The sequence below is a fragment of the Lysinibacillus macroides genome (genome assembly GCF_001281525.1).
GTDB lineage: Bacteria > Bacillota > Bacilli > Bacillales_A > Planococcaceae > Lysinibacillus > Lysinibacillus macroides.
The window spans coordinates 1,315,584-1,341,730 of sequence record NZ_LGCI01000005.1 but is presented as its reverse complement, the minus strand read 5'-3'; the positions used below and the strand labels follow the sequence as shown (position 1 = coordinate 1,341,730).

Genomic DNA, 26,147 nt, shown 5'->3' with positions numbered 1-26,147 from the left:
AGGTCTTTGTATGTTAGAAAAACTGAATGAATTTCTTCAAAAATACATTGCGATCCTGACACCGTTAAGTTTGGTTTTGGGTGTGCTTTTAGAAAGCGTTGGTCAGCATTTATTATTCCTTGTGTCATGGCTATTTGCTTTTATGACATTCGCAGGAAGCTTAACGATGAAATTTAAGGATATAAAAATTTTTATGAAGCATCCCGTGCTTATTTTATTCTCTATTCTTTTTCTTCATCTTTTGATGCCTTTATGGGCTTATTTTTTATCCACCGTTATCTTTGACGATCATTTGTTAACGGTTGGCTTTGTCTTAGCTGTTGCCCTTCCAACAGGCGTAACGAGTGTGATTTGGATCAATATTTGTAAAGGACACTTACCTTTGGGCTTAGCGATTATTTTAATTGACACACTGCTTGCGCCATTCATTTTACCTTTTATCCTCTATATTGTGTCGGGTGAAAAAATTGAATTGGATGTGACATCGCTGATTTTGAACTTGCTGTGGATGATTGTGTTACCTACGATTTTAGGTATCTTGGTGAATGAACTGTCAAAAGGAGAAATACCAAAAAAATTTGGCAAGAAGCTTGCTCCTTTTTCTAAGCTATGTTTATTTGCGGTCATCTTGATTAATAGTAGTGCCATTGCTCCCTACTTAAAGGATATTAACTTCCATCTATTTTTCGTGATCCTTTTAGTATTTTTACTTGCGGTCTCAGGCTATACGTTTGCTTACCTTATCGGCCGCTATCTATTAAAAGATGGCCCACAAATGACGACCCTTGTCTTTACAGGTGGCATGAGAAATATTGCTGTTGGTGTTATTGTTGCGACAACATACTTTCCAGGTAAAGTGGCTATGCCTGTTGTGTTCGGTATGCTGTTTCAACAAGTTTTAGCTTCAATATTTAGCAAAGTGATTATCAAAAATACTGTTGCCGTTAAATAAGTAGCTTTGTTAGCGAGTGTCTGCAACAATCCTCGGTGTTCTTTTTATGTTAATAACTAATGATAGACAAAATATTTCTTCGTCATTTGTTGAGCTAGCCCTTCTTCTGTTAAGGAGGGAGGGCTCTAATATTCGTCAATTCAACGCTTTAAATATGCTAACCTTCCTAGACTTAGCTCATCTTTCGATGGGGAGATAACTATCTGCTTTTACTTATTTCTCTTATCGAATCCTCTATTTCCACATCCAAGTGGAGGGAAAGAAAAAAAGCTTATTCCCCTTTTCTTATATAGAGCAGCCCTTTCCTATGGCTCCACGCATAGAGCTTTCAAAGAAATTCATGGTGATATATTTCATCATACAAATTAATTTAAAAGCGCCAACAACTTTTTGTTAGCGCGTTACATGTTTAGACCTTTAGAGAGCCGCGGAAGCCTCTTGCAGCATAGTAGGAATCTGCGCCATTGTGGTAGACAAAGACCGTATCATAGCGACGATCACAAAAGATGGCTCCTCCGTGCTTTCGGATCGAATCAGGTGTTTGCACCCAGCTTGATGTTTTTAGATCGAACTCACCAAGCTGCTGCAATGCCCGGTATTGTTCCTCTGTTAATAGCTCGATGCCCATATCGGCTGCCATGCCCACTGCACTGTTTTCAGGCTTATGCTTTTTGCGTGCCTCCAATGCTTCATGGTCATAGCAAACACTGCGACGACCTTTAGGACTTTCTGCTGCGCAATCATAAAATGTATATTCATCGGTTTTTTGATCATAGCCGACAACATCAGGCTCACCGCCCGTTTCCTCCATTTGATAAAGCGACCATAGCTTGTCCTCCTTCGCCTCAAGTTTTGCCTGCACATTTGTCCACTCAAGCCCCTCGTGACGGCTTGTATGTTTCTCAAAGCGTGCCTGTAAAGTTTGCAGTAATTGCTCGCGCTGTTGTGCTGATAGCTCTTTGCTGTTTGTCATCTTATTTTTCCTCCTTGCAGTAGCTGGTTGAAATGATAATCCTTCCACTTCTAGCGATGCTCTCATAACAGGTAAGGAAGCTGGACCAATTCCATGCAATTGTAAAATAGCCTTTTCTGTATACATGGATAGCTTCTCCACTGTATCAATACCCTCATATAGCAGTGCATTTCTTGCGGGTGCACTAAGCTTTGACAGAAAGCCATCTTTTGGTTTATTTTCTTGGTCACAAACAGGACAGCTTGGACAGTCCGTGCTTTTATAATACTGATGACCTTTGTCACAAGTTCTTAAGCTTTTTTCGGTTACCAAAACAATTCCTCCCCATCTATACTATTGCCCATTTTAACATATTTTACGATTACAAGGAGTTTTAGCTTAGGGTGCTTTAAAGTTCAACATAGGCATTTTCAGAATAATTATATTCTCTTATCCGACCGTTCACAGAGATGATATTGCTTAACGTTCCTTCCATCTAGTCTTTTCATTGTATAAGCACTAGGTGACCAACTTCAAGATGCAATTCCAGCAATACTAGTTGATACATGAATAAGATCAATTGAGCTATTCGGTAATCTTACAAAGGTAATGGCTGTTACTGGATAAGCCTCTCTTATCGTTTTAAAATTAGCTGTTCTACTAATTGTTTCACTCTGTGCCGGTGGTGAAATTTGGTGATCAGAAGGAGCATGATCATTTATAGTGCTTGTGCCACTATGCCCTCGTTCCAAGTAAATGGCTGCCTCTTCAATCGAATCCAAGAGGGATCACCTTCAGGAATTTCTGTAACTGGTTGAAGATTAAACCTTTTATTCTAATTACTCCATCGTTGTAACATTCCAAATAGTGTTCTATTAATGTTACCATTTTGTTTAATTTTAGGATTAATGTTCCAGTTTTCGATTTTCATCATAAAAGTAACAAGTATAGAGTGAATAATCATTTCCTCTTTCTATGCCTATACATACTATAGATGGTAGGAAGGAGGTTTGACATATGTCATTTACCCGTAAAAATGAATGTTGCTGTGACAGTGCTAAAAATTATTATCCAAAAATTATTGCGACGTCCAATCCCGAGATGGCTCCTGCTGCTGATGTTCTTGGCTTTGTTTCATTAAGGGGCGAGACGGCTGAAATTGTTTTTTCTACAGCAACACCTGTGCCATTTTCAGTCGCTGGACCTTTGCGTAATGTGAGCGTTAGTGGTACAGGTAATGAATTAGTCGTCATGGAAAGCGGTGTCTATCAAATTACAGTATCACTAAATGCCGTCGCTACATCCGAGCCTGATCCTACACAATCTTTTTTTACAGCTAGCATTACCGTGAATGGCGCACCTATTTTTCTTCAAGGCTTAGCACTTTTTAACGTTCTCAATAGAAGTAGTTCCACATATGTTGTGCAGGCAGAATTGGCTGCGGGTGATCAAGTGGGCGTTAGTGTATCCTCAAACTCACCGCTTGCTGGTTATACCAATCGTTCATTGACGGTTGTACAACTGAGTCACTAATAGACCTGTAGGCTGATAGATTCTTTATAAATATTGGACAGACAACGCCTCTAAAATCGCTCTTCTTGTAAGGTGTAAAGGAAAGAGCTAGGCAAAAGATTTTCACTTTTTGCCTAGCCCTTGTTAAGCTTATTGCTCTTTATATTCATCTGGATAAACGATTGTTTTAATGACTTCATCCGTTGCTTCGTCTGTAAAGTTCACTGTTACTTGATAATCCTCTACGGCTACACCGTTAAATAATTGATAGTACATACCTGCTATACCAAGCCCAAAGGATGCAATGGAATCAAGCCCCTTTTCAAATTCCTCCTTGTTTACAGTTAGCGTAAACTCTGAAAAAGAATCATTATAGGTTACATTTTTAATGGATTGAAAGTCTTCCCCTTTTTCCATTTCATTAATGGATCCTTGAATGCCTTCCTTGATACCATTTAGCATTTCTTCATGCTCTGCTGTCGTCATTTTATATGTGACGGAGCCATCGCCGTTCTTGATGACTTCTTTTATTCCACTTTGTTTTGCATTGGCAATCGCCGCGTCAATATCTTGACCCTCAAAGAATGTAGCAGGTATTGTAACCTCTGCCAATTCATCGGATTTTTTATCTTCACTACATGCTGCAAGGATAATGCCAAGCACGACTGTTAGTGATACTAGTAAAATTTTTTTCATTGATAAATCTCCCTTCCCCCTTACTATACATGGATAATAGCGGAAATTCTATGATTACTTTTTCAAAAAATACGTATGTATGCTGCTTCATGTTAAGACAAGGCTTTGGATGGAAACAAATGTTGAAAATAAACATACAATTATTAATAGCCAACCGTACACTTTACGTTGTTGTTGAAATTCTCTAATGGCTAAAACAAACAGCGCTANTTGATAAAGCGACCATAGCTTGTCCTCCTTCGCCTCAAGTTTTGCCTGCACATTTGTCCACTCAAGCCCCTCGTGACGGCTTGTATGTTTCTCAAAGCGTGCCTGTAAAGTTTGCAGTAATTGCTCGCGCTGTTGTGCTGATAGCTCTTTGCTGTTTGTCATCTTATTTTTCCTCCTTGCAGTAGCTGGTTGAAATGATAATCCTTCCACTTCTAGCGATGCTCTCATAACAGGTAAGGAAGCTGGACCAATTCCATGCAATTGTAAAATAGCCTTTTCTGTATACATGGATAGCTTCTCCACTGTATCAATACCCTCATATAGCAGTGCATTTCTTGCGGGTGCACTAAGCTTTGACAGAAAGCCATCTTTTGGTTTATTTTCTTGGTCACAAACAGGACAGCTTGGACAGTCCGTGCTTTTATAATACTGATGACCTTTGTCACAAGTTCTTAAGCTTTTTTCGGTTACCAAAACAATTCCTCCCCATCTATACTATTGCCCATTTTAACATATTTTACGATTACAAGGAGTTTTAGCTTAGGGTGCTTTAAAGTTCAACATAGGCATTTTCAGAATAATTATATTCTCTTATCCGACCGTTCACAGAGATGATATTGCTTAACGTTCCTTCCATCTAGTCTTTTCATTGTATAAGCACTAGGTGACCAACTTCAAGATGCAATTCCAGCAATACTAGTTGATACATGAATAAGATCAATTGAGCTATTCGGTAATCTTACAAAGGTAATGGCTGTTACTGGATAAGCCTCTCTTATCGTTTTAAAATTAGCTGTTCTACTAATTGTTTCACTCTGTGCCGGTGGTGAAATTTGGTGATCAGAAGGAGCATGATCATTTATAGTGCTTGTGCCACTATGCCCTCGTTCCAAGTAAATGGCTGCCTCTTCAATCGAATCCAAGAGGGATCACCTTCAGGAATTTCTGTAACTGGTTGAAGATTAAACCTTTTATTCTAATTACTCCATCGTTGTAACATTCCAAATAGTGTTCTATTAATGTTACCATTTTGTTTAATTTTAGGATTAATGTTCCAGTTTTCGATTTTCATCATAAAAGTAACAAGTATAGAGTGAATAATCATTTCCTCTTTCTATGCCTATACATACTATAGATGGTAGGAAGGAGGTTTGACATATGTCATTTACCCGTAAAAATGAATGTTGCTGTGACAGTGCTAAAAATTATTATCCAAAAATTATTGCGACGTCCAATCCCGAGATGGCTCCTGCTGCTGATGTTCTTGGCTTTGTTTCATTAAGGGGCGAGACGGCTGAAATTGTTTTTTCTACAGCAACACCTGTGCCATTTTCAGTCGCTGGACCTTTGCGTAATGTGAGCGTTAGTGGTACAGGTAATGAATTAGTCGTCATGGAAAGCGGTGTCTATCAAATTACAGTATCACTAAATGCCGTCGCTACATCCGAGCCTGATCCTACACAATCTTTTTTTACAGCTAGCATTACCGTGAATGGCGCACCTATTTTTCTTCAAGGCTTAGCACTTTTTAACGTTCTCAATAGAAGTAGTTCCACATATGTTGTGCAGGCAGAATTGGCTGCGGGTGATCAAGTGGGCGTTAGTGTATCCTCAAACTCACCGCTTGCTGGTTATACCAATCGTTCATTGACGGTTGTACAACTGAGTCACTAATAGACCTGTAGGCTGATAGATTCTTTATAAATATTGGACAGACAACGCCTCTAAAATCGCTCTTCTTGTAAGGTGTAAAGGAAAGAGCTAGGCAAAAGATTTTCACTTTTTGCCTAGCCCTTGTTAAGCTTATTGCTCTTTATATTCATCTGGATAAACGATTGTTTTAATGACTTCATCCGTTGCTTCGTCTGTAAAGTTCACTGTTACTTGATAATCCTCTACGGCTACACCGTTAAATAATTGATAGTACATACCTGCTATACCAAGCCCAAAGGATGCAATGGAATCAAGCCCCTTTTCAAATTCCTCCTTGTTTACAGTTAGCGTAAACTCTGAAAAAGAATCATTATAGGTTACATTTTTAATGGATTGAAAGTCTTCCCCTTTTTCCATTTCATTAATGGATCCTTGAATGCCTTCCTTGATACCATTTAGCATTTCTTCATGCTCTGCTGTCGTCATTTTATATGTGACGGAGCCATCGCCGTTCTTGATGACTTCTTTTATTCCACTTTGTTTTGCATTGGCAATCGCCGCGTCAATATCTTGACCCTCAAAGAATGTAGCAGGTATTGTAACCTCTGCCAATTCATCGGATTTTTTATCTTCACTACATGCTGCAAGGATAATGCCAAGCACGACTGTTAGTGATACTAGTAAAATTTTTTTCATTGATAAATCTCCCTTCCCCCTTACTATACATGGATAATAGCGGAAATTCTATGATTACTTTTTCAAAAAATACGTATGTATGCTGCTTCATGTTAAGACAAGGCTTTGGATGGAAACAAATGTTGAAAATAAACATACAATTATTAATAGCCAACCGTACACTTTACGTTGTTGTTGAAATTCTCTAATGGCTAAAACAAACAGCGCTAGCCCCATAAAGAAGATCATTAAAAAATTCAAGTGAAAATCTCGTGTTATTAATCCATAAGCTCCTAATGATATAGTCATAATAGCAAAAATAGTATATAAGGTTTTTAGCAATGGCTTTCTCCTATCCAATGAATTCCAATAAAAGTATTATAACATGAGCAACTTGTTTTTTGGCCATTAACAGTCTTTATCTACACATGTAAAAGGCAGAAATGTTGAGCTAACCACATTTCTGCCTTTTACCATTTATTGTTTAAATGCACGATATAAAAAAGTAGCAAATTCAGCGCGTGTAACAGGGGCGTTTGGCTTAAATTTTCCTTGATCTCCAAGCGCAATTCCTTGTTGTTCCAGTGCGGCAATATAGTTATGTGCCCAATGCGTATTAGGAACATCTTGGAAGGTTGTGTTGCCATCGCTCTCATAGCCAAGTGCTAGCACAAGCACTTTTGCCAGTTCAGCGCGCGTCATCGCTGCTTGTGGATGAAAAGCTCCATTTGCACCGTCTATAATCCCTGCTGTTTGAAGCTGATAAATGGCATCATAGTATGGACTATCTACCGCAACATCGTGGAATGGGAGAGCTGGTCGAACAGGTGGAAGTGTCAAAGCTCGTGCTAGCATCACAGCCATATGTTCTCGTGTAATAGAATGATCTGGTCGGAATGTGCCATCTTCATACCCCTGGATAATCCCATTTTTATACATAGCAGCAATTGAAGCCTGTGCCCAATGTCCTCCCGTATCAGGGAAATGATGTTCTCTGTCAGGTGTAGCAGTTGGTATTTCCGTTGCCGTTGGTGGATCTACAGCCATTATTGCATATTTATAAAACGCCTTCACCTCTGCTGTTAATTGGTTGTCTTTTATGCGTGTATCCTCAACCTGTAGCCATACATTATTCACATCATCGTAATAAAAAAGCCCAACAGTTTCATAGGATGAATCAAATAGTATCGAAAGTGTAACAGGTTTTGAAAAAGGCTCTGAACTATTTTTTCTTAGCTCAAAGATTGGACTCGCTAAAATCTTCCCATGTTCTAAAAGGGTTTCTATCTCCGTTAATTCCTCTATAGAAATGTCTAATTCCTGCTTAGCTGCATCCTTTGGAATAGAAATTTCGATTTTTTCTCCTAGACTCACGATGCCTGCCGTGCCTATTGGTAGCTTTAACTTGCCATTTTTAGATGTAACAACTGTGTCTGTTACAATTGGTGGTACTTCATGATTCGGTGTGTGATTAGCATTTCCACTACCTGTTGTCACCCTTGTGGAAATGGAAAATGGATTAGACGCTGTTATGCCCTGTCCTGCATTGCCCGCTTGATTCGTCACACCGCTAGCATCCAGCTTAATCACATTATTGGTTATATTGATGGCTGCCTGTGGCGTAAAGATCGCTGTCCATATCCGATGATCGGAAGTTTGAAGAGCACTTAATATGCCATTTTCTACAATTAAATCAGCGTTGTCAAACCCTGTTACCTCCTCAGAAAAGGTAAATGTAACAAGAGAAGTTTCACCAGCAGTTAACATCGTATCTGCTACCACAATTGTTACCGTGGGACGCACTGTATCAATTGCATAGGCATTGGAAGCCGTTGTCCCTAATCCCGTATTCCCCGCCATATTTTGTATGCCTGTATTATCCAATGTTATTACATTCGTTGTCGCTCTGGTATTCGCTGTTGGTGTGAGTGTTGCGGTATAGGTACTATTATTTGTTGTGCTTAGATTGCTTAATGTGCCATTTGCAACAGTGATATCTCCATAATCAAGACCTGTTATAGCTTCGGAAAAGGTCAGCGTGACAGGTGATGTTTCACCAGCTTTTAACATTGGCTTCGTTACAACGATTATGGCAGTGGGACGAACAACCGTCTGTGTAGTTGTATCAATTGCATAGTTATTGGATGTTGTTGTCCCTAAGCCTGTATTTCCTGCCGCGTTTTGTACACCTGTATTATCGAGTATGATCAGATTTGTTGTATCTGCTGTATTGGGTGCTGGCGTCAATGTGGCTGTCCATGTTATACCACCGTCTACTGTAGTCGGACTGCTTAGCGTGCCATTTGCAACAGTGAAATCTGCAACACTTAAGCCTGTTACTGCTTGTGAAAAGGTGATGGTCACAGTGGTTGTTTCATTAGCCGTTAACATTGTATCTGTTACGACAATCGTTGCGGTTGGGCGCACTGTATCAATTGCATAGTTATTGGAAATTAATGTCCCTTCGCCTGTATTCCCTGCCATATCTTGAAAAGCTGTATTATCCAGTGCGATCACATTCGTTGCTGCTGTAGTATTCGTTGCTGGTGTGAGCGTTGCTGTATAGGTAATATTATCCACTGTGCTAAGGTTGCTTAAATTTCCATTGGCGACTGTGAAATCTGCAATACTTAAGCCGGTTACTGCCTCGGAAAAGGTTATGGTCACAGGTGATGTTTCGTCAGCCGTTAATATTGTATCTGTCACTACAATCATTGCGGTTGGACGTACTGTATCAATTGCATAGTTGCGAGAAGTTGTTGTCCCTGAGCCTGTATGCCCTGCCGCGTTTTGTACACCTGCATTATTGAGTATTAGCAGATTTGTTGCATCTGCAATATTGGCTTCTGGCGTTAATGTTGCTGTCCATGTCACACCACCATCTGTTGTCACTAGATCGCTTAATGTGCCATTCGCAACGAAGACATCTGTACTTGTAAAGCCTGTTACTGCCTCCGAGAAAATGAATGTCACTTGAGTTGTATCGCCAATAGCCAACATCGTATCATATATTTCAATGGTTGCGGTTGGACGAGTAATTGTATTCACCGTTACTGTAATCTGTTCTTCATCTGTTAATACGCCATCGCTTACTCGAATGGTAAATGGATAGCTTCCTGGTACTTGTGGTGTCCATGTAAAGACACCTGTTACTGCATTTATACTTGCCCCCGTTGGCGCTCCTACTAAGCTGTAGATCAAAGTATTGGCGGGTATATCAGCATCTATTGCTGTTACTGTAAAGGTTAATAGACTTTCTTCATTTATCGTTTTATTACCTATTGCTGCTAATATAGGCGCTGTATTGACTTCATTTACCGTTACTGTTATCTCTTCTTCATCTGTTAATGCGTCATCACTTACTCGAATGATAAACGGATAGCTTCCTGGACCCTGTGCCTCCGTTGGTGTCCATGTAAAGACGCCTGTTGTTGCGTTTATAGTGGCTCCTGCTGGGGCTCCTACTAAGCTGTAAGTGAGGGAATCTCCCTCCGCATCTGATGCACTTGCTGTAAATGTCAAAAAGCTTCCTTCATTCACCGTTCGATTGCCGATTCCCGTCAAAACAGGTGCTGTATTCACTAACGATGCAACATATTCGATTTCCCGCTTTGGTTCCATAATATACGTATCTTGGAATGAATCAATAGACAATAGAAAAGGAATCAGTCCATCTACACCAATTTTACTGGAAGGCATCATCAAACTTCGAGACATATAAGTTTTATCAACTGGATTATAGTTATTGCGATTGAGAACATGAGGGCTTATAGCATCGTACGCATTTTCAGATAAAACTGGTGCTGGCAGTTGACCAGTTAACCAGTTATCATCAGCCAAGGCTATCTTTAAATTCGTCACCTCATACCCTGCTGCGGCACCAACAAAAGTAAAACATGCTGACGTGATAGGTTGATTGGTATCAATTCCCCCAAATTGAAATGCTGTTGCTGAATACTCACCAGCGCGACCATTCATATAGCCATAATTCGCTGTTTGTCCCAAATCCAAACTATTTCTTCCATCAATTGGCGCAAGTAATATAGGAGCAGCAGCCGCATGAGGTGGCATCACTGGAAACAAGGAAAACATTAAAAGAATCGTTAAAAAAATATTGATACTAATTTTATTGCTATGCACGATTAAACACCTCCAAATATTTTGTGTAAATAGAAATTGTGTGGTTAATGACGTGCTAATCGTCACTTCTGCATAAGAGCTAACAATCTTGATACACTGTTTTTTATTTGAGTGTCAACAAAAAATAGCAAGCGTTTTATACGGTTGCATCGGTTTGTTCTATAGTCCACCTCACTTTTAAGGATTTTGAAGATGTAATGACGATGACAGCTATGTGAATGGCCCAATCCCCCCTCGTTGTTTTTTAATTTTAAAGGATAAAGGTTAAAATTAGGTTAAAAAATCAAAACTATTTTATGTAGACTGTGAGGGAGCACTGCCAAATAGATAAGAAAAGCCTATGACACATATTTTTGCACTACAAGCTCCCGCCAGTAATATAGATTTGACAATATATAGCTTTTGCTTTATTTTTATATTGACTGATTAATCAACCGAAAAGGAGCTATCAATATGCCAAGAACGGAAACACAAAATTTAGAATTACGCGCACAAAGACGTGAGGAAATTTTACAGGCTGCCTTACATGTATTTGCTAGACGAGGAATGGTGGCGACAAAGATTAGTGATATCGCGAAAGAGGCAAATTTAAGTCATGGGCTTGTCTACCACTATTTTCAATCAAAAGAGGAAATTTTTACGCTTTTAGTACAACGCGCTGCAGATAGCTCTGTACAAATTATTGAACAAGCCTATCTTCGAGACGGCTCATCATTCGAAAAAATTAAATGGATGACAGAGCAAATTCTTCATAGCTTAGCAGAGGAGCAGCAAATTTTATTATTTTTAATTATGATTCAAGCGAGTACATCAGATGCTATACCCGAGGAAGTGAAGCAATTTTTAACTTCGAAGGAATTCAAATCACCTGTTCATTGCTTAATGCCCTTAATTATGGAAGGGCAGCAGCACAATGAAATTATTCAAGAAAACCCATTACAGCTAGCGGTTAGTTACTATGCCTTTATTCAGGGCTTTGCCATTAATAAGCTACAGTGGGCGCAATGTCCCCTTCCTGAAGCTGCATCTATTATGAAAATTTTTCAATAACTTTGAGGGAAAGAGGTTTAATATGACGATCCGTAATTCAAACGTAAAATTTTGGTGTTTATTCATCTCACCATTTTTTATTATATTACTAGGCTTTTTAACGGCTACAGTTTTTCATTCATTTATTGGCGGATGGGCTTGGATGCCGCTTGCGCTCGTTTATTGGAGTTTGCTAGGCTTTGCTATTTGGTTTTTTAACGATCATAAAAGATTAGGAGACTGGTTTCAAAAGTCAAAAAAAGCACCATTTTGGATAACCATTACAGTGCTCATCGGCATATTTCCCTTAACAATTCTTATGATGAATTATCATTTGTTTGAGTCCGCTTGGTTAATTTTCTATTGGCTTGTATTTGCCCTTTTGAATCCTTGGTTTGAGGAATATTACTGGCGTGGTGTTTTGTTTGATCATTTATTAACTAAATTTCCAAAATGGTTTGTTATTTTCTATACAACCGCACTTTTTGTTATAAGTCATCCATTAATGTGGGGCGTATTTTCGTATGCAAGTCGGTCTTATCATTTATATATTTATTTATCAGTCGCAGGTGTTGTCTGGGCGATCACTTATCTAAAAACACAAAGCTTACGTGCGGTTATTTTGTCTCATTTTATTGTAGATATTGGGAATCTAACGGTCTTAACCTTTTTAAATCTCTACATCCCCCTACCATGTAACGGCTTTTATAGTTAATTGTTTTTGTTAATCACTAAATATCATAGTAAAGTAATTCAATGCCCTCAATAAAAAGGTCCTTTTTAATATGAAGAATTTCCCTATCATGTATGGACAATCCTTTATTTCCATCATACTATAAAGAAGTGCCTTATTTTATATTTTTAACAGGTAAATTTTCATATTCAAAGATAAAGGAGAAAGTAAAATGGTTGTCTTAGATTTTTTGGGAAGTCTCGCATTGCTTTTTGCGATCGGCTATCTTATTTATTTTATGATAATGAAGGTGTTTAAAAGAAATCGTACTTTTTCAAAAAAGCTCTTTTTATCAACATTTGTTGGTAGTTTGGTTTTAATGGCCATTTCTATGCAGTTTGATACCGTTTCTGGCGCGCAATATCAGGAGCAAGTAAGTTTAAGTAAAGATTTACAAAATCAGGTAGATACATTAAATAGTGAACTAAAAAGCATTAAAGAGGAGCTAGCGCAGGCTTCAACAGCTAGTCAAAAAATAAAGGAAGCTGAAGACAAGCAAGTGAAAGCATTTGAAGAAGAGAAAAAAATGTTACAGGAGAAGCAACAGCAGCTACAGGAGCAAGTGGCTACATTACAAAAAGACAATGAAGCTCTTACTACACAGCTTGCAAGTGCTCAAGCAGCCAATACGAGCAGTAACACGTCAGCAGCAACGAGTCAAACACAGGAAGTGTCATCAAGCTCCTCCCAAAATGTCTACTATAAAAACTGTAGCCAAGTGCGTGCAGCAGGAGCCGCTCCTATTTATAGCGGTGACCCGGGCTATGCTCGCCATCTTGATCGAGATGGTGATGGAGTTGGTTGTGAATAATTAGCAAATATTCCGTTTTACAATTCGAGCGATTTGACTAGATGCCCCTCGCTCTTTTAATTTCACAAGCAAATAGTTATAAGGAAGTGGGTTTATGCAAGAATCACTGTTCATTTTCTTTTGTTTAGCGATCACATTACATAATATAGAAGAAGCTCTATGGCTACCGCAATGGTCCCAACAGCCTTCAAAATTTCAAAAAGCAGTAAGTACCAATGAATTTCATTTTGCTGTATTGGTTATTACATCACTTGCTTATTTAGCAGCCTTTAGTTATTGTTATTTTCCTGAGTCACTTCTAGCAAAATGGCTATTTATTGGATTTTTAGGGGCCATGATTCTTAATGCGTTCTTCCCTCATCTCCTTGCCACAATTGTTATGAAAAGATATGCACCTGGACTTTTAACAGGTGTTTTACTCAATATTCCTATCAACACTTTCATATTATATACAATGTTTATGGATGAACGAATGTCCATTAAAGAAACTATTTTTTCCACAATAATTATAGGCACAATTTTACTAGCATTAATTCCTTTATTATTTAAAATGGGGAAGCGAATTAGGGCTTAACCAGCCTCCCCTTTTGCTTCATGGTACATCTGCTTAATTTCACGTAAATTGAAATGTTTTTCTCTACCCACAACAGTTATCGTAGCTCCAGCCAACACATTTTGCTTGATGGCTGTGGCGTAAAATCAATATCTCGAATAAGCACTAGCATTTGCTTTTGTGTTGGAAGCTCCTGATGTAATTGTACAAGCAATGGGCTGATCATCCAATGAATTACTCAATAAGCTGCAAAATCTCCTCAGGCCTCTGCAAGATAAAGTCAGCCCCCTCAAAGCCGTTTGTTGTTTTAGCTCCCCATAGCGCCAAGGCAAATTTCGCCCCTGCTTGCTTAGCACATTGCAGGTCATATTTGGAATCGCCAATATAAATAGCATCCTTAGGCGCTACCTCTAATAAATCCAGGCATTTCAAAAGTGGATCTGGATGAGGCTTGTGTTTTTTTGTATCGCTTGCACTTATTACCTGCCTGAAATAGTGGCTTAAGCTAAATGGATCAAATTCATCCACGATCTCCTGTCGTGTTTTGGAAGTCACGATGCCTAGCTGTAAGGGCTTTGTCACCAAGGTTTGAATAACAGGCTTAAGCTCTGCAAAAACAGCTACTTCATGTGAAAAATCAAGCATCGCTGCACACCACTTTTGATGCACAGCCTCTATCTCACGTACCTGAAGCCTCTGCAAAGCAACCTTCCCCGGAATTCCTAGCGCAAATCGCAATTCATCAAACGAATAGGTTCCTTGCTGCTCTTGCTGTAAAGTCCGTTGCAATGATTGTAAAATCGCCTGCTCTGTATCCAAAATCGTTCCATCTACATCAAAAATAATGGCTTTTAGCATTATTATCCCCTTTTTTAAAATTGCGTATTAATAATTGTGTATAAAGCTTTTTTAAGAACTGCTTGCTCACTGCTCGACAAATTTTGAAAGGCTATTTGATTTAATTCCATTGTTGCCTTTTCGATTTTTTCCTTCAGCTCGTTTGCCTTCGGTGTGGCAACGACTAATACCGTTCGGCGATTATCAGGGGCGATGGAGCGCTCAATTAAACCCGCCTTTTGCATTTTATCTAAAATACCAGAAACCGTAGGCGCTTCTAAATACAGCATTTCCCCGATTTGCTTAGGAAGTAGCTGCCCCTCACGCCATAAGCAATTTAATACACCATACTGAGCCGGTGTCACATTATATTCTTCTAAAAGCTTGCTAAAATATTTAAACACTTTATTTTGACTTGTGCTTAATAAAAAGTTTATACATTCCTGTAATTCCATCGTATCTCCTCCATCTTGACAATACCTATCTTATCATGATAACTTTCAATTAGAAATATTTCTGCACCAAAACTATTTTGTACTAAAATCAAAGGAGACGATCACAATGGATTCTTTTAAAGCACTTATTGTAAAAGAGCAGGACGAGCAAATTATATATGACGTAGAGACAGTTACTTTAGACGATTTATCAGCAGGTGATGTGCTGATTCAAGTGGCCTATTCCTCCATTAACTATAAGGATATGCTGGCTGTTCAGAAAAATGGTGGGGTGATTCGCCATTATCCAATGATTCCGGGTATTGATTTAAGTGGCATAGTCGTTCAATCGGCAGATGCACGCTTTCAAGCTGGACAGCAAGTAATTGTCACAGGCTTTGCGATGGGCATGACGCATACAGGCGGATTTGCCGAATATGCGCGTGTACCTGCTGAGTGGATTGTGCCGTTACCAGAAAATTTAGAGGCAAGGGATGCCATGATTTTTGGCACAGCAGGCTATACGGCGGCACTGTCGATTACCGCGCTTGAGCAGCATGGCATGAAGGTAGAAGATAATCCACGCATACTTGTAACAGGGTCAACTGGTGGTGTTGGTAGTCTTGCTGTGCAAATGCTGGCAAAAATCGGCTATAGCAATATTGCGGCATTGGTGAGAAAAGAGCATCAAGTGGCTGTTGCAAAATCTTTAGGGGCAACGGACGTTATTTTTGCCAGTGAGCTAGGTGATCTGAAAAAGCCATTACAACAGCAAAAATATGATTATGTTTTAGATACGGTAGGCGGAGATGTTGCTGCTACGTTAATTACACAAATTGCTTATGGCGGTAGCATCAGCATGTGTGGCAATGCTGGTGGGATTCAGTTAACAACGAATGTCTTACCATTTATTTTACGAGGCGTTCAGCTTTTAGGCATTGATTCGGTTAATGTGCCAATTGAGCAACGAGCAGGCGTGTGGACAAAAATGGCAAATGACTGGAATATCGCCCACAATGCTTTAACAGAGGAGATTACGCTGGAAGAAGTACCACAAACCATTGATGCCATCAAAAATGGACAGCATTTAGGAAGAACAATTATAAAATTATAGAAAACGATTAAGAACACAGATGACATAGATTATTTGTGTTCTTTTTGTATGCTTGCTACAAAAGTTCACCAAACGCTGATGTAGCTTTAAAAAAGAACCTAAGTGAGCGTTCACAAAGGTCCTTTTTACTGAAATTATATAGAGGGAAAGCTTTCTTAGAGGTCATCAGCCTTCAATTTACTTTGGATCATTAAATCATAGCTATCAATTATTAGAAGGTTGTCGCTTTGATAATCATTCATTTGAATTAACTGATCTGTGTCTCGATGGGTTCTTATTAGGATTTTTAAAATACAATCTCTTTTTTTACTGGCAGCCAGTAATTTATCAATCGCTTCCTCTAGTGTTTCTTCTGGTTTTTGTATTTTTATTGGTACAGGTTTTTCCTCATAGTATTCTTTAAGAATGCCGTCTATTCCCTTATTTCGTTGAACGGGCATGGCATCGACACTATTTAAAATAGATAGTTCTTCCTCTGTCTTCGTAACATACTCTTGCTCTCCTTTTTTCAGCAAGTGAGACGTAGTTTTGATAGGGTTGTCGAGCCGTTGCTTCGTTAATTCGATAGCGTCCTCTGAAATATCTATGCCTATATATTGACGATTCATCATATCTGCCGTGACAAGAGTTGTCCCACTTCCGCAAAACGGATCTAGCACAACATCCCCTTCATTTGTTGCGATCTTCAAGATTTGTTCGAGCAGAAGGATCGGTTTTTGTGTAGGATACCCCGTTCTTTCTTTTGCTTTAGGATTTAAAAAGGGAATATTCCATACATCTGATAATGGCACACCTTTTTTTTCTTTGCCAATAATCGGCTTACCATCCTTATCTAGCTTATAGGTAGATTTTGCGTTTTTGTTACGTACTCTGTCCTGTAGTATTTGATCAATATTTGTTGTGGCTGAATAATCCGTATAGATTTTATTAAACTTAAATTTATTGGTCTTGCTATAAAAATAAATCGTTTGATGATTGTTTAATAAGCCCACTTTAGAATTTGACCAACGTTTATAAGCCCAAATGATTTCACTTTGAAATTTATCCATTCCAAAAACTTCATCTAATGCGATCCGTAAATAATGGGAAGCTGATTTATCACAATGTAAAAATATGCTACCCGTTTTCTTTAACACTCTGTGACACTCCACTAATCTAACCTTAATAAAGTTGAAATACTGTTGAATGGATGACCAACTATCTTCAAAAGAATATTCTTTAAGGTTGTCTCTCGTCTTTAGTTTTTGGGTTTTTTGAGTATAGAAAGGTGGATCTAAGTAAATGAGGTCTACAGTTTCATCAGGTATATTTTTTAGCTGTTCTAAGCAGTCCCCTAAGAAAATTGACATAACGTTATTGCTCCTTGCTTGCTCGATTTTCCTCCGCTATTTTAGTCAGTATTCCTTTTAAGTCAACGCTGGTTACTTCATAAATATAGTCCCATGCAGCATCACCATAGTAGTAATGGCCTTCTGCACCTTGATATAAAGTCTCTAATGTTTGTTGAATACGAATAGCTTGCGTCCGATTAGGATAGTAAAACATAATACGATTCGGCGTATAGCCTGCGTCTTTAATCACCTGCATACGGGTATGCTCTTTCGTGATATGATCTCCATCCGTGGTAGCATCTCTCCATTTTATCTCATAAGCATTGTCACCAACAAGGCAATCAATTTCAAATGTTTTAGGTCGTTGTCCGATGGTATTAGGGATTTTCACCTTTTTTAGTGCTTCCTCACCAAATTTATATTCAAAACAAAGAATGGCCGCTTCCTCCAAAAATGAGCCAGCATATTTGTAAAGAAAACGTCCCTTATTTTGATAGATATCAATCATTTCACCCTCTTCTAGGGTCACTTGTAAAACCTGATAAATTAAATAGTGTGATTTATCATCTTTTTCCATGTCCTCTACACGCTGTAACACTTGTTTATTTAATTTAGTTGCATAAGCTTCAGCCAGTGTTCTGATGGCTTTTTCGACAGTATTTTTCATCGTATTCCCCCACATTTAAAAATCTATTTTATATTATAGCATACCTCTTTTGATGAATAATTGGAGGTATTTTGTTAGAGACAAGCTCTATTTCTATGAATCGCCTATTTTTTAGTACAGGATAGCATTGCTCGCTTTTCTAAAAACGCTATACGCTTTCTTATTAAAACAATGGATTTTCCTTTATACTAATAAAAGCCTGTATTAGGGGGAAATTTCGCGTCATTATTCGTAAATTATGATCACAACATATTCATTGATCATTGCGGTTACCCTATCAACGCCCTTTGTATTGCCAGGGCCGCCTAATTTAAAACTGGTGCTAACCATTTCAATGGAATAAGAGTTTACCTAGTAACAGTCTATTTTTCATCTTTTGTGGGGCCCTTTGTTCATTTTTAATGGGGTATTTAGTATGATTTGAGAGGACTAACAAGGAGGTGTGCTGCTCTCTCAAAGAGAGACACACTTTTATAGACATATAGAAAGGAGCCTTTTATGAAAGAATATTTTATTCAAAAAACAAATTGTATGCTTCGCTATAATGATTTCCCGGGAAAGGATATGCCCATTTTATTTATTCATGGACTTGGCTGTGCTGGTTCATTTGATTACCCCGAGGTTGCCGCTCAAGCAGCATTAAAAAATCATCGTTGTGTCATTGTAGATCTTTTAGGGGCTGGGTATAGTGATAAACCAGCTAACTTTCCTTATACCGTCAATGATCATGCTGAATATTTACTTGATTTTCTAACAGCTATTGGACTAGAATCATTTATTTTATTTGGTCATAGCTTGGGTGGAGCTGTTGCATTATCTTTAGCAGCAAAGTGCCCTGAACGTATTCATCGTATTATTTTAAGCGAGGCTAATTTGGACAAAAGCAGTGCTGGCTCTACTAGCAAATACATTGCGGATTATGAAATGTCAGCATTTCTACAGCATGGTTTTCATGATTTGGTGCAGGAAAGCTATGCTAGTGGCAATCACATGTGGGCTGCCTCTTTATCGCTATGGTCACCTCAAGCTACCTACCTGATTTCTCAATCAGCCGCAAAGGGTAATCATCCATCATGGCGAGAGCTATTATATGCACTTGATTGCCCTAAAACCTTTATCTTTGGCGAGCATTCACTGCCTGACTCAGATATGCAGGTACTCGCTACACATGGTATTCATATTGGGCTTGTACCCAATGCAGGGCACTCTATGGCTTGGGAAAATCCTGTCGGTTTAGCTAATGCTATTGGTGATGCTATACAAAGAAAATAATAGGCGCAAATAAATCGCCAAGAGCGTAGACAGGATTACATAGCAGCAGAGATGCTTGTGCAAAGTACCTTTTTACATATAGCGAGTAAAAAAGCGATGAAGAGCATTGACGCTTGCCTTTATCTTAACTCCATCATTTATTTTTCAATTATTGGACAAATGAAGTAAATAGTTTCTCCTTATCCATCATTATGCTATAATGCAATATGAGAACCTCAAAGGGCATCAACCAATTCTGAGCTGTAGCGTCAATGTGCGCTACAGCTTTTTATTGTTGTGCTAGTGTTACTGTTTTTTCCCCCATTGATATGGCTTTTCTGACCAATTCCATAGGACAAGAAATAAATAAATCACCACTGAAGTAATAATCCACATCGTTATATTTTCTTGCCATGTAATCGTGTCCTGCTTTCGCCATTGATTTAAGGTGACTACCACAAAATACACAAATGGATATAAAAAATAGGTGAATTGATGCTTTTTCATGCCCTCCCCCTTACTCGTCAATCATCTTAGTTAGCTTCGTGATGGTTTTCCAATTACGAACGGTTGCTGGTAGCTCTAGCTGAGGGAGCTGCTGACCAAGCTTGGCATTACGGATGCTGTGATAAAATAATAAATAGATATTTCTGCCCTCTATCACACAGCGTTCTTTGTCATTTGCGTAGGATAAGAGCTTCTCAGCATTGGCTTTGGTAGGTATAGCTGGCAGGAACGCCACATGAAGGCACTCACCTACAGCTGTAGCACTTGCCTCCGCAATATCCTGCTCTGAAAAAGGACATTGCTTCATAATTGCCTGAAATTCCTCGGCTGTTCTTAGGATGACCGTGCTTGTAATAGCAAATGTCTCCTGAAGAATAGCTTGAATTTGCTGTTGCAGCACAGCCTCAGATTCGCCTGAGTCAAAAAGAATATTGCCGCTTTGTATATAGGTTTGAATATTTTGGAGTGCCAATATTTGCAGTGCTTCACGTAATGCAGCCATTTTTATTTGATTATGCCCGCCTACATTAATGCCTCTTAGCAATGCGATATACTTGGTCATAGGTTCCCACCTTCTAACTTCTCAATATCCGCTCGTAATCTATCCACATGTTCCTGTTTCGTCGCCCAGCTTGTACAAAAACGCACAACGGTATGTGTATCATTATAGGGCTCCCAAATGGAGAAGGAGTATTTTTCGCTTAATTTCTCTAATAAATCATTTGGCAAAATGGGAAACTGCTGATTGGTTTTGGAATCATAGCGCAATGCAAAGCCTTTGTCGATAAATGCTTGACGTATCTGCATGGCCATTGCCACCGCATGATGGGCAATATCCAGATAAAGATTATCTTCAAATAATGTGTCAAATTGAATGCCTAGTAACCGACCTTTCGCAAGAAGTCCGCCTCTTTGCTTGATCATATAGCGAAAATGCGGTTGATAGGCAGGATTGACAATGACAACAGCCTCGCCAAACAAAGCGCCCATTTTTGTGCCACCAATATAAAAGACATCGCAAAGCGTAGCAATATCAGCTAACGATAAATCATTATCCTGTGCTACAAGGCCATAGCCTAAGCGCGCACCATCTAAAAACAATGGTAAACCACAGTTTTGACAAACTTCACGCAATGCGGTTAACTCTGCCTTGCTATAGGTTGTTCCATTTTCTGTAGGATGTGATATGTATACTAGGCCTGGCTGCACCATATGCTCATGTGTACCATCTTGCCAATGTGCATCATAAAGAGCTTTTACCTGTGCAGCCGTTATTTTGCCATCATCGCTTGCAATTGGTAAAACTTTATGACCCGCTGCTTCGATAGCTCCTGTTTCATGCACCGCAATATGACCTGTGCTCGCTGATACCACTCCTTGATATGACCGTAAAATAGAGGCAATCACCGTGGTATTGGTTTGTGTACCTCCCACTAAAAAATGAACCGTTGCTTGCTCTACTGCAATGGCCTTTTGAATAGAGGCTCTCGCTTTTTCGCTATACGCATCCATGCCATAGCCTGGTGATTGCTCTTCATTCGTTGCGACTAGACGCTGCAAAATTTGTGGATGTGCGCCCTCTGCATAATCGTTGTCAAATCGTATCATCTCTTGTCCCTCCAGTGTTGCTCTCTCTTTCTCTATCTTACGCTATCTGCTAGCTGTAAACAAATATCGATTGGCGATTCACCTTCTTTTTGTTATGATACAAATCAATCATCACTTTTTAAGAGGAGTGTTTATATATGTATATTCCAAAATATTATCGAGTACAGGATATGGAAGAAATTCGCCAGTTTATTCAAGTGCATTCATTTGCAACGGTTGTATCCATTCGCAAGGGCAAACCAATTGCAACGCATGTGCCGCTACTTTTACAGCAGGAAGGCGACGATTATTATTTAGCGGGACATCTAGCCTATGGCAATCCGCAATGGCGAACATTTGAGGACGGTGAGGTGCTTGTTATGTTCCAAGGACCACATGCCTATGTGTCCTCCTCTTGGTATGAACAGGAAAATGTGCCGACATGGAATTATCAAGCTGTACATATTTATGGAAAAGCCTCTACATTCGAGGGAGAAGCATTGGCACAGCATTTGGCAGCCATCTTGGAGAAATATGAAAAGCATAGGGACAATGCAGTTTTATGGGATACCCTTTCTCCTGAAACATTGCAGGAAAATTTACAGGGCATTGTTGGTATCAAAATTGCTGTGGAAGATATCCAAGCTGCCTATAAATTAAGCCAAAATCGTAAGCCGCATGATTATGAAAATATTATGAAGATGCTTAATGAAGAAAACGATACACAGGCCTCGGCTGTGGCAGAGGCGATGAAAAAGGCTGGCTTGCCAAAGCATTAGGCTACTGTCATGCTAGCTACTACTTCCCTACCCTTTTTCAATAAAATTAGGCTATCGAGAAGGTTTCAACGTTCTCCATAGCCTTGTATGTTATGCTTATTTTTTATGTGCTGAGGATTTTTTTGTATCGTTATGATTATCTGCATTGTTCTTTTGCTCCTGTGTTAACGCATTATCTTCACGCACATCTAAATCATCTGGACTTAAATCCATCGCTAATTCAGCGAGCTCCGACTCACGCTTATATTGCTTACCCTTTGTCACATCATCACCTCCAAGTACTATTACCTTGCCCGATTTATGCTAATCTATTCCCGATTTTCGCTTTGGATGAAAATTATTAGGACCTTCTTTAACTAATGGGTGCTTTATTTCAATAAGGTTGATACGCTCTAAATTTTTGTAACGAAACTTACTTTACTTAGTCTTATTTATGAAAGGAGGTAGAAATGTGAATGAGTTTGAGCGTATATACAATCAATATTTCCAAGATGTTCACTTGTTTGTCTTATCATTAAGTCGCAATGACAAGATAGCAGAAGAAATAACACAAGAAACTTTTTTTAAGGCTTTAAAAAGCATTGATAAATTCAAAGGCAATTGCAAAATCAATGTATGGCTTTGTCAAATAGCAAAAAATACATACTTTACCTATCTCGATAAACAAAAGCGATATGATACAGGCGATATACCAGAAGAGATAAGCGAGAATAGCATTGAATCAATGATAGTGAGTAAAGAAGAAACCTTCCGTTTACATAGGGTCTTACATCGCTTAGAAGAGCCTTATAAAGAAGTTTTTACATTAAGAGTGTTTGGAGAACTGTCCTTTAAACAAATAAGTCAACTTTTTGAAAAAACGGAGAGTTGGGCAAGAGTAACATTTCACCGAGCTAAAGGTAAAATTCAAGATTTACTGAGGGAGGAATAGAGATGAGTAATAAAGTGTCATGTGAAATAATTAAAGATATGCTTCCTTTGTATTATGACGATGTATGCAGTGATGACAGCAAAAGAATGGTAGAAGAACACCTTGCTGAGTGCCCTAATTGTCAAAACGAATTAGATAGATTAAAAGCTGATTTTACATTACCAAAAGAAGAAATCGAATCAATTAGAAATGATAGGAATGTTATAAACAATATTTCTTCTTTTTGGAAGCAGTCAAGAATTAAATCCTTTATGAAAGGGATAATTATTAGTACATTATTGTTTTCGCTTATCATTTTGGGGTATTTTGGCTTATTTAATTGGCAAATCATAAGCGTCTCAACTGATAAGATAGAGGCAGAGAATGTAGGCCAATTGGCAGACAGCAAAATTTTCTTTTACTATGAGATAAATGATGGTCATAGTTTGAATAGGTTAAAATACGATATGGACAAGGAAGGTAACTTTTATATTACTCCTTTACGCCCAATAATTAAGCGAGAAGGACAACCACATACCGGTTTGGAAAAGAGTTATTATGTTATTGACATTAAATACCATGAACAAGCTCGTGGTAAGGAGATAAAAGCGATTTATTTTGGAACTCCAAAAGATAAAATTTTGATTTGGGAAAAGGGAATGGATGTACCAAAAGTAAATGAAGAAATAGAAAATAGGTATCATAATGGTAAATTATAAAATGATATAGGGTTTTTAGCATTACATTTATTTTTTATCCTTGATTTTAAGGGCTTGTTCACAAGTTGGAAATATAGTTTTGAAGGAAAAAATAAAACTTCAATTGTTCAGTATTACTAAAGAAAGAGAACTTGGAAAATATACATGAAAAGAACCTGTACCTGAACTATTTGTATATAAAATAAAAGGTGCATCGTTGGATATGAGTATTGTTGAAGATACTTTTAACAAAAAAACAATGTACACAAGTGAAAGAAAAAACTTACAGCAAATAAAGGCACTCAATAAAGGGTGTCTTTTCTTATTCAACTAAAGGGACTTTCGTTTAACACAAATATTATGTTTCTCATTAATGATCTATTTAAACTGTTCAAAATGATTAGTAACCCATCGTTTCTGATTTTCTGCAACGGAAGGCATTCTTGGTTTATCTCCTCTTCTACATCATTCCATTGCACTCGTTTGCTCTCCTCCTCTAACCACCAAAAAAAGGAAATTAGCAGTTTAAATAAGATGTTACAGAACTCTTATCAATTCTCCCTACGGTCATGGTAGAAATGGCAGATTTTCTTTGAAAACAAGTAACTGCTATTTACTTTGGATATGTTTTGGGCAACGTTCATACCAATACATATATTAACGCCTTACAGAATGGAACGTTTGTTTGTTAAATCAATAGAAATAAAAGCAAAATAAAAAATGCACATCACTAAAATTGAATTAAGTAATGTACATTTACTTGTCTTTAAGATTACAGAGTAAAAGATGCTTTTTTGTTATTTTCGTTCCTTTGCATACTCCGCAGCTGCTGTAAAGACAATGTCTGATGATGAATTTAACGCTGTTTCACAGGAATCTTGTACAACGCCAATAATAAAGCCAATTGCTACAACCTGCATAGCAATATCGTCCGAAATGCCAAGTAAGCTACAGGCAAGCGGAATTAATAATAAAGAACCACCTGGCACACCCGATGCACCAGCCGCTGATACCGCTGCCAGTACCATTAAAATCACCGCTGTTAAAATATCTACCTCAATATTTAACGTATGTGCTGTTGCCATTGTTAACACAGAAATCGTTACAGCCGCTCCAGCCATATTAATCGTTGCCCCTAATGGAATGGATACTGCATATGTATCTTTATTCAGCTTTAACTTTTCTGCTAACGCCATATTGACTGGAATATTAGCAGCCGAGCTACGTGTAAAGAATGCCATTGTGCCGCTTTCCTTTATACATGTGATCACAAGTGGATATGGATTGCGACGCGCCACCACAAAGACCATCAATGGATTGATCACTAATGCAATAAAGAACATTGTTACCACTAAAATAACAATTAATCGCCCATACTCTGCCAATGCTGATAAACCTGTTGATGAAATAATATCAAACACAATCCCCATAATGCCAATCGGTGCTAAACTAATAATCCATTGCACAATTTTTGTTATGGCATCTGATACATTGCTAAGCATTGTTTTAGTGGTAGCACTGGCTGCCTTTAATGCAATTCCAAACAACACTGCCCATGCTAAAATACCAAGATAATTCGCCTCTATAATGGCACTAATAGGATTAGATACAATATTAAATAAAAGCGACTCTAATACTTCTGTAATCCCACTTGGCGGAGCAATTTCCTCTGCGCCTGTTTTTAATGTAAGCGTTGTTGGGAATAAAAAGCTGACAATGACCGCTACTAATCCTGCTAAAAATGTACCTACTAAATAGAGCACAATCACCATCTTCATATTCGTTGCCTTGCCACTAACATGGGATGCCAGCGCATTAATGACTAAAATAAATACAAGGACAGGCGCAACAGCCTTTAATGCCCCTATGAAAAGCGTTCCTAAAATCGCTATGCCACTTGCTGCCTCTGGAACCGTTAAAGCTAAAAGTATACCGACAATAATCCCCACCACAATGCGGCTAACGAGATTAATACGGTTCCATGTTTCAAATAATGTCTTCATTTCTTCCTCCATGACTCTAAGTTGTCTAATTTTTTATTGTAAAATAATCATACAATGTATATTACAATAATACAACTGTCTTTTCTAAACAAACAAATAAGCGTTATCATCTT

30 protein-coding genes and 2 pseudogenes are annotated in these 26,147 nt (G+C 38.4%); 12 read left to right on the top strand and 20 right to left on the bottom strand.

Annotated elements, in window-relative coordinates:
• Positions 1-10: 10 nt before the first annotated feature.
• Complete coding sequence (locus ADM90_RS09405) at positions 11-952, top strand: bile acid:sodium symporter family protein (RefSeq protein WP_053994710.1); 942 nt, start codon at positions 11-13, stop codon at positions 950-952.
• A 409-nt stretch (positions 953-1,361) separates the two neighbouring features.
• Here the strand turns inward: ADM90_RS09405 and ADM90_RS25050 are convergent, their stop codons facing one another.
• The 3 genes and pseudogenes from ADM90_RS25050 to ADM90_RS09395 form a co-directional block, all read right to left on the bottom strand.
• Positions 1,362-1,925, bottom strand: coding sequence for a DUF4256 domain-containing protein (locus ADM90_RS25050; RefSeq protein ID WP_053994940.1), 564 nt, complete (start codon positions 1,923-1,925; stop codon positions 1,362-1,364).
• A 39-nt stretch (positions 1,926-1,964) separates the two neighbouring features.
• Positions 1,965-2,237: pseudogene (locus ADM90_RS25045) on the bottom strand (RNA polymerase alpha subunit C-terminal domain-containing protein); the annotation flags it as partial.
• A 200-nt stretch (positions 2,238-2,437) separates the two neighbouring features.
• Positions 2,438-2,686 (bottom strand): hypothetical protein, encoded by a 249-nt coding sequence (locus ADM90_RS09395; RefSeq protein WP_053994709.1) that lies wholly within the window; start codon positions 2,684-2,686, stop codon positions 2,438-2,440.
• 235 nt (positions 2,687-2,921) lie between these two features.
• Here ADM90_RS09395 and ADM90_RS09390 point away from each other — a divergent pair, with 235 nt between their 5' ends.
• Positions 2,922-3,437 carry a hypothetical protein gene (locus ADM90_RS09390; RefSeq protein WP_053994708.1) on the top strand — a complete coding sequence of 172 codons (516 nt, stop codon included), beginning with the start codon at positions 2,922-2,924 and terminating at the stop codon, positions 3,435-3,437.
• A 129-nt stretch (positions 3,438-3,566) separates the two neighbouring features.
• Here ADM90_RS09390 and ADM90_RS09385 read toward each other — a convergent pair whose 3' ends face one another.
• The 5 genes and pseudogenes from ADM90_RS09385 to ADM90_RS09375 form a co-directional block, all read right to left on the bottom strand.
• Positions 3,567-4,112 (bottom strand): hypothetical protein, encoded by a 546-nt coding sequence (locus ADM90_RS09385; RefSeq protein ID WP_053994707.1) that lies wholly within the window; start codon positions 4,110-4,112, stop codon positions 3,567-3,569.
• A gap of 87 nt (positions 4,113-4,199) precedes the next feature.
• Positions 4,200-4,316 carry a DUF3953 domain-containing protein gene (locus tag ADM90_RS25520; RefSeq protein ID WP_412176982.1) on the bottom strand — a complete coding sequence of 39 codons (117 nt, stop codon included), beginning with the start codon at positions 4,314-4,316 and terminating at the stop codon, positions 4,200-4,202.
• Between the two features lie 6 nt (positions 4,317-4,322).
• A partial coding sequence (locus tag ADM90_RS25040; RefSeq protein ID WP_152928003.1) for a DUF4256 domain-containing protein occupies positions 4,323-4,484 on the bottom strand: 162 nt, incomplete at its 3' end.
• Between the two features lie 27 nt (positions 4,485-4,511).
• A pseudogene (locus tag ADM90_RS24260) lies at positions 4,512-4,796 on the bottom strand (RNA polymerase alpha subunit C-terminal domain-containing protein); the annotation flags it as partial.
• 200 nt (positions 4,797-4,996) lie between these two features.
• Complete coding sequence (locus ADM90_RS09375; protein ID WP_053994709.1) at positions 4,997-5,245, bottom strand: hypothetical protein; 249 nt, start codon at positions 5,243-5,245, stop codon at positions 4,997-4,999.
• Positions 5,246-5,480: 235 nt separating this feature from the next.
• Here ADM90_RS09375 and ADM90_RS09370 point away from each other — a divergent pair, with 235 nt between their 5' ends.
• Positions 5,481-5,996: a hypothetical protein gene (locus ADM90_RS09370; protein WP_053994708.1), complete on the top strand. Its 516-nt coding sequence runs from the start codon at positions 5,481-5,483 to the stop codon at positions 5,994-5,996.
• 129 nt (positions 5,997-6,125) lie between these two features.
• Here the strand turns inward: ADM90_RS09370 and ADM90_RS09365 are convergent, their stop codons facing one another.
• The 3 genes from ADM90_RS09365 to ADM90_RS09355 all read right to left on the bottom strand — a co-directional run bounded on the left by ADM90_RS09365 (position 6,126) and on the right by ADM90_RS09355 (position 10,790).
• A complete protein-coding gene (locus ADM90_RS09365; RefSeq protein WP_053994707.1) occupies positions 6,126-6,671 on the bottom strand; it encodes a hypothetical protein in 546 nt (181 codons plus the stop codon).
• Between the two features lie 87 nt (positions 6,672-6,758).
• Positions 6,759-6,992 carry a DUF3953 domain-containing protein gene (locus tag ADM90_RS09360; protein WP_053994706.1) on the bottom strand — a complete coding sequence of 78 codons (234 nt, stop codon included), beginning with the start codon at positions 6,990-6,992 and terminating at the stop codon, positions 6,759-6,761.
• A gap of 135 nt (positions 6,993-7,127) precedes the next feature.
• A complete protein-coding gene (locus ADM90_RS09355; RefSeq protein WP_053994705.1) occupies positions 7,128-10,790 on the bottom strand; it encodes an Ig-like domain-containing protein in 3,663 nt (1,220 codons plus the stop codon).
• Between the two features lie 453 nt (positions 10,791-11,243).
• On the opposite strand from ADM90_RS09355, the gene ADM90_RS09350 reads away from it, so the two are divergent.
• From ADM90_RS09350 to ADM90_RS09335, 4 genes are all read left to right on the top strand, one after another.
• Complete coding sequence (locus tag ADM90_RS09350) at positions 11,244-11,840, top strand: TetR/AcrR family transcriptional regulator (protein ID WP_053994704.1); 597 nt, start codon at positions 11,244-11,246, stop codon at positions 11,838-11,840.
• Between the two features lie 22 nt (positions 11,841-11,862).
• Entirely contained in the window at positions 11,863-12,534 is a 672-nt protein-coding gene (locus ADM90_RS09345; RefSeq protein ID WP_053994703.1) for a CPBP family intramembrane glutamic endopeptidase, read from the top strand.
• 190 nt (positions 12,535-12,724) lie between these two features.
• Entirely contained in the window at positions 12,725-13,363 is a 639-nt protein-coding gene (locus ADM90_RS09340; protein WP_053994702.1) for an excalibur calcium-binding domain-containing protein, read from the top strand.
• Between the two features lie 94 nt (positions 13,364-13,457).
• A complete protein-coding gene (locus tag ADM90_RS09335) occupies positions 13,458-13,937 on the top strand; it encodes an HXXEE domain-containing protein (RefSeq protein ID WP_053994701.1) in 480 nt (159 codons plus the stop codon).
• 213 nt (positions 13,938-14,150) lie between these two features.
• Here ADM90_RS09335 and ADM90_RS09330 read toward each other — a convergent pair whose 3' ends face one another.
• Positions 14,151-14,774 carry an HAD family hydrolase gene (locus tag ADM90_RS09330; RefSeq protein ID WP_053994700.1) on the bottom strand — a complete coding sequence of 208 codons (624 nt, stop codon included), beginning with the start codon at positions 14,772-14,774 and terminating at the stop codon, positions 14,151-14,153.
• A gap of 14 nt (positions 14,775-14,788) precedes the next feature.
• A complete protein-coding gene (locus ADM90_RS09325) occupies positions 14,789-15,208 on the bottom strand; it encodes a MarR family winged helix-turn-helix transcriptional regulator (protein WP_053994699.1) in 420 nt (139 codons plus the stop codon).
• A 106-nt stretch (positions 15,209-15,314) separates the two neighbouring features.
• Here ADM90_RS09325 and ADM90_RS09320 point away from each other — a divergent pair, with 106 nt between their 5' ends.
• Positions 15,315-16,301, top strand: a complete 987-nt coding sequence (locus ADM90_RS09320; RefSeq protein ID WP_053994698.1) for a YhdH/YhfP family quinone oxidoreductase — start codon at positions 15,315-15,317, stop codon at positions 16,299-16,301.
• Positions 16,302-16,456: 155 nt separating this feature from the next.
• On the opposite strand, the gene ADM90_RS09315 is transcribed toward ADM90_RS09320, so the two are convergent.
• Both ADM90_RS09315 and ADM90_RS09310 read right to left on the bottom strand, forming a co-directional pair.
• Positions 16,457-17,650: a DNA-methyltransferase gene (locus ADM90_RS09315; protein ID WP_053994697.1), complete on the bottom strand. Its 1,194-nt coding sequence runs from the start codon at positions 17,648-17,650 to the stop codon at positions 16,457-16,459.
• 4 nt (positions 17,651-17,654) lie between these two features.
• The gene (locus ADM90_RS09310; RefSeq protein WP_083448497.1) at positions 17,655-18,299 is read right to left on the bottom strand and encodes an ApaLI family restriction endonuclease; all 645 of its coding nucleotides are present in this window, start codon (positions 18,297-18,299) and stop codon (positions 17,655-17,657) included.
• 498 nt (positions 18,300-18,797) lie between these two features.
• On the opposite strand from ADM90_RS09310, the gene ADM90_RS09305 reads away from it, so the two are divergent.
• Positions 18,798-19,571, top strand: a complete 774-nt coding sequence (locus ADM90_RS09305) for an alpha/beta fold hydrolase (protein WP_053994696.1) — start codon at positions 18,798-18,800, stop codon at positions 19,569-19,571.
• A 285-nt stretch (positions 19,572-19,856) separates the two neighbouring features.
• Here the strand turns inward: ADM90_RS09305 and ADM90_RS09300 are convergent, their stop codons facing one another.
• The 3 genes from ADM90_RS09300 to ADM90_RS09290 are packed head-to-tail and all read right to left on the bottom strand — an operon-like array spanning position 19,857 to position 21,665.
• Positions 19,857-20,057 carry a hypothetical protein gene (locus ADM90_RS09300; RefSeq protein ID WP_053994695.1) on the bottom strand — a complete coding sequence of 67 codons (201 nt, stop codon included), beginning with the start codon at positions 20,055-20,057 and terminating at the stop codon, positions 19,857-19,859.
• A gap of 10 nt (positions 20,058-20,067) precedes the next feature.
• Positions 20,068-20,619 (bottom strand): DUF1697 domain-containing protein, encoded by a 552-nt coding sequence (locus ADM90_RS09295; protein WP_053994694.1) that lies wholly within the window; start codon positions 20,617-20,619, stop codon positions 20,068-20,070.
• Positions 20,616-21,665, bottom strand: coding sequence for a threonine aldolase family protein (locus ADM90_RS09290; protein WP_053994693.1), 1,050 nt, complete (start codon positions 21,663-21,665; stop codon positions 20,616-20,618). The genes ADM90_RS09295 and ADM90_RS09290 overlap by 4 nt, the downstream gene beginning before the upstream one ends.
• Before the next feature lie 137 nt (positions 21,666-21,802).
• Between ADM90_RS09290 and ADM90_RS09285 the strand changes: the two genes are divergently transcribed.
• Positions 21,803-22,423 (top strand): FMN-binding negative transcriptional regulator, encoded by a 621-nt coding sequence (locus ADM90_RS09285; protein ID WP_053994692.1) that lies wholly within the window; start codon positions 21,803-21,805, stop codon positions 22,421-22,423.
• Between the two features lie 96 nt (positions 22,424-22,519).
• Here the strand turns inward: ADM90_RS09285 and ADM90_RS24690 are convergent, their stop codons facing one another.
• Positions 22,520-22,687: a hypothetical protein gene (locus tag ADM90_RS24690; RefSeq protein ID WP_162838600.1), complete on the bottom strand. Its 168-nt coding sequence runs from the start codon at positions 22,685-22,687 to the stop codon at positions 22,520-22,522.
• A 187-nt stretch (positions 22,688-22,874) separates the two neighbouring features.
• Here ADM90_RS24690 and ADM90_RS09280 point away from each other — a divergent pair, with 187 nt between their 5' ends.
• Both ADM90_RS09280 and ADM90_RS09275 read left to right on the top strand, forming a co-directional pair.
• Positions 22,875-23,354, top strand: a complete 480-nt coding sequence (locus tag ADM90_RS09280; protein WP_053994691.1) for an RNA polymerase sigma factor — start codon at positions 22,875-22,877, stop codon at positions 23,352-23,354.
• A 2-nt stretch (positions 23,355-23,356) separates the two neighbouring features.
• Positions 23,357-24,052, top strand: coding sequence for a zf-HC2 domain-containing protein (locus ADM90_RS09275; RefSeq protein WP_053994690.1), 696 nt, complete (start codon positions 23,357-23,359; stop codon positions 24,050-24,052).
• Positions 24,053-24,828: 776 nt separating this feature from the next.
• Here the strand turns inward: ADM90_RS09275 and sstT are convergent.
• Positions 24,829-26,034, bottom strand: coding sequence for a serine/threonine transporter SstT (sstT, locus tag ADM90_RS09270; RefSeq protein WP_053994689.1), 1,206 nt, complete (start codon positions 26,032-26,034; stop codon positions 24,829-24,831).
• Positions 26,035-26,147 lie beyond the last annotated feature (113 nt).

Excerpts from the sequence above, each read along its gene's own strand:
- ADM90_RS09340 (WP_053994702.1), top strand. The coding sequence starts at position 12,725 with ATGGTTGTCTTAGATTTTTTGGGAAGTCTCGCATTGCTTTTTGCGATC.
- ADM90_RS09330 (WP_053994700.1), bottom strand. The coding sequence starts at position 14,774 with ATGCTAAAAGCCATTATTTTTGATGTAGATGGAACGATTTTGGATACA.
- ADM90_RS09365 (WP_053994707.1), bottom strand. The coding sequence starts at position 6,671 with ATGAAAAAAATTTTACTAGTATCACTAACAGTCGTGCTTGGCATTATC.
- ADM90_RS09385 (WP_053994707.1), bottom strand. The coding sequence starts at position 4,112 with ATGAAAAAAATTTTACTAGTATCACTAACAGTCGTGCTTGGCATTATC.
- ADM90_RS09320 (WP_053994698.1), top strand. The coding sequence starts at position 15,315 with ATGGATTCTTTTAAAGCACTTATTGTAAAAGAGCAGGACGAGCAAATT.
- ADM90_RS09290 (WP_053994693.1), bottom strand. The coding sequence starts at position 21,665 with ATGATACGATTTGACAACGATTATGCAGAGGGCGCACATCCACAAATT.
- ADM90_RS09305 (WP_053994696.1), top strand. The coding sequence starts at position 18,798 with ATGAAAGAATATTTTATTCAAAAAACAAATTGTATGCTTCGCTATAAT.
- ADM90_RS09350 (WP_053994704.1), top strand. The coding sequence starts at position 11,244 with ATGCCAAGAACGGAAACACAAAATTTAGAATTACGCGCACAAAGACGT.
- ADM90_RS09390 (WP_053994708.1), top strand. The coding sequence starts at position 2,922 with ATGTCATTTACCCGTAAAAATGAATGTTGCTGTGACAGTGCTAAAAAT.
- ADM90_RS09370 (WP_053994708.1), top strand. The coding sequence starts at position 5,481 with ATGTCATTTACCCGTAAAAATGAATGTTGCTGTGACAGTGCTAAAAAT.
- ADM90_RS09300 (WP_053994695.1), bottom strand. The coding sequence starts at position 20,057 with ATGAAAAAGCATCAATTCACCTATTTTTTATATCCATTTGTGTATTTT.
- ADM90_RS09315 (WP_053994697.1), bottom strand. The coding sequence starts at position 17,650 with ATGTCAATTTTCTTAGGGGACTGCTTAGAACAGCTAAAAAATATACCT.
- sstT (WP_053994689.1), bottom strand. The coding sequence starts at position 26,034 with ATGAAGACATTATTTGAAACATGGAACCGTATTAATCTCGTTAGCCGC.
- ADM90_RS09325 (WP_053994699.1), bottom strand. The coding sequence starts at position 15,208 with ATGGAATTACAGGAATGTATAAACTTTTTATTAAGCACAAGTCAAAAT.
- ADM90_RS09285 (WP_053994692.1), top strand. The coding sequence starts at position 21,803 with ATGTATATTCCAAAATATTATCGAGTACAGGATATGGAAGAAATTCGC.
- ADM90_RS09310 (WP_083448497.1), bottom strand. The coding sequence starts at position 18,299 with ATGAAAAATACTGTCGAAAAAGCCATCAGAACACTGGCTGAAGCTTAT.
- ADM90_RS09295 (WP_053994694.1), bottom strand. The coding sequence starts at position 20,619 with ATGACCAAGTATATCGCATTGCTAAGAGGCATTAATGTAGGCGGGCAT.
- ADM90_RS09275 (WP_053994690.1), top strand. The coding sequence starts at position 23,357 with ATGAGTAATAAAGTGTCATGTGAAATAATTAAAGATATGCTTCCTTTG.
- ADM90_RS09405 (WP_053994710.1), top strand. The coding sequence starts at position 11 with ATGTTAGAAAAACTGAATGAATTTCTTCAAAAATACATTGCGATCCTG.
- ADM90_RS09335 (WP_053994701.1), top strand. The coding sequence starts at position 13,458 with ATGCAAGAATCACTGTTCATTTTCTTTTGTTTAGCGATCACATTACAT.
- ADM90_RS25050 (WP_053994940.1), bottom strand. The coding sequence starts at position 1,925 with ATGACAAACAGCAAAGAGCTATCAGCACAACAGCGCGAGCAATTACTG.
- ADM90_RS09345 (WP_053994703.1), top strand. The coding sequence starts at position 11,863 with ATGACGATCCGTAATTCAAACGTAAAATTTTGGTGTTTATTCATCTCA.